The organism is Alcanivorax sp. HI0083 (assembly GCF_001635175.1).
The window spans coordinates 1-1,115 of the sequence record NZ_LWFX01000360.1 but is presented as its reverse complement, the minus strand read 5'-3'; the positions used below and the strand labels follow the sequence as shown (position 1 = coordinate 1,115).

The following is a 1,115-nucleotide window of genomic DNA, read 5'->3' as shown; positions in this document are numbered from 1 at the left end:
ATCGTGATTGGTGGTATCGCCGGCGCCATTCCGCCCCTATTAGGCTGGACCGCCGTCACCGGCGAAGCCCACCCCTACGCCTGGATGCTGGTGCTGATCATCTTCGTCTGGACGCCACCGCACTTCTGGGCCCTGGCCATTCACCGCCGCGATGAATACGCGAAGGCCGACATTCCCATGCTGCCGGTGACCCACGGTATTCCGTTTACCCGTGAATCGGTGCTGTACTACACCATCCTGCTGTTTATCTGCACCCTGCTGCCGTATCTCACCGGCATGAGCGGCCTGATCTACTTGCTCAGCGCCCTGATTCTCGGCCTGGTGTTTCTTTACCATGCGGTACGGCTGCGCTTTTCCGAAGACCCGAAACTGCCAATGAAAACCTTCGGCTATTCGATCACCTATCTGTTTGCCCTGTTTACCGCCCTGCTGGTGGATCACTATCTGCCAGTGAGCCCGGCCAACGTGGCCACCTGGCTGGGGGCATAAACAGCACAGTTTCGAGATACGAGTTTCGAGTTGCGAAAGTCAAAAGGCACCAGCGCATCTGGTTTTCGAAACTCGTTACTCGCACCTCGCGACAAACCTTCACGATCTGAACCAGCGGTGCAATACTCTCCTTAACGGCCAAAAAAGGGAGAAAAACATGGCAACCCGCAGCATGGATGACTGGCTCGACGCCTACGGCGAGAGTCACCAGAACCCCACCAACAAGAAAGTGCATTTTGTCTGTGTGCCGGTGATTTTCTTCACCATCATCGGCTTTCTCTGGGCCATCCCGGCACCCTTTTTCACCAGTTTCTGGGCCTGCCTGGCGCTGGTCTTCGTGACCCTCTACTACGCCCGCCTGTCCCTGCCCATCGCCGCGGGCATGTTGGTTTTCAGCCTGCTCTGCCTGGCCGGCCTCAATCTGATCGCCTCCGCCGGCATCAGTGTCTGGCTGTTTTCGCTGGTGATCTTCATTCTCGCCTGGATTGGCCAGTTCTGGGGTCACAAGGTGGAGGGCAAGAAACCCTCCTTCTTCGAAGACATACAGTACCTGATGATCGGGCCCGCCTGGATCATGGGTTTTCTGTATCGCAAATGGGGATTTAAATACTGAGGCATTCTTGCAG

2 protein-coding genes are annotated in these 1,115 nt (G+C 56.5%); both read left to right on the top strand.

Going from position 1 to position 1,115, the window contains the following annotated elements; genetic code table 11:
* Positions 1-489: UbiA family prenyltransferase (locus A3754_RS03755; protein WP_197468430.1), on the top strand; the 489-nt coding region annotated here is incomplete at its 5' end.
* Between the two features lie 157 nt (positions 490-646).
* Positions 647-1,102: a DUF962 domain-containing protein gene (locus A3754_RS03750; RefSeq protein ID WP_063518877.1), complete on the top strand. Its 456-nt coding sequence runs from the start codon at positions 647-649 to the stop codon at positions 1,100-1,102.
* Positions 1,103-1,115: the final 13 nt, after the last annotated feature.